We start from the raw sequence: 633 nt of genomic DNA on the forward strand, positions 1-633 counted from the left end.
GGAAAGCATGGTCAGAGGCCAACCTGCCGGTTGAGCGCGGTATGCCCGCAAACGTGAAGCCCGCCCCGGATTTCGGTGCACCGATCCCCGGCCAGCCGCAGCTAATGGTGGATATGGAACAGGCGCGCGGCATGCTACACCGTCAGGATGCCTCGCTGGTCAGCATTCGTTCGTGGCCGGAGTTTATCGGTGACACCAGCGGCTACAGCTACATCAAGCCCAAAGGTGAAATTGCCGGGGCGCGCTGGGGTCACGCGGGCAGCGACGCGACCCACATGGAAGATTTCCATAACCCGGATGGCACCATGCGCAGCGCCGATGATATAGCCGCCATGTGGAAGACCTGGCACATCCAGCCTGATCAGCACGTCGCGTTTTACTGCGGCACCGGCTGGCGGGCGTCAGAAAGCTTTATGTACGCCCGCGCGATGGGCTGGAAGAACGTCGCCGTCTATGACGGCGGCTGGTACGAATGGAGCAGTCATCCGCAAAATCCGGTCTCTGCCGGCAAACGCGGGCCTGAGAGTACCCTCTAAGCGTTGAGTGACTTCAGCGTCATATAGCCGCTCCAGATGCGCGTTGTGGTGGTCAGCCAGCACAACGCGCCGAATATCCACGCAAACAGCGTAAAGT

General features: G+C 60.8%; 1 protein-coding gene. It reads left to right on the forward strand.

Features of this window, described 5'->3' with window-relative positions:
• The coding region (locus IB245_RS28890) for a sulfurtransferase (protein WP_263864908.1) at positions 1–536 on the forward strand (536 nt) is incomplete at its 5' end.
• Positions 537–633 lie beyond the last annotated feature (97 nt).

This window comes from Pseudomonas sp. PDM02, assembly GCF_014852285.1.
GTDB lineage: Bacteria > Pseudomonadota > Gammaproteobacteria > Pseudomonadales > Pseudomonadaceae > Aquipseudomonas > Aquipseudomonas migulae.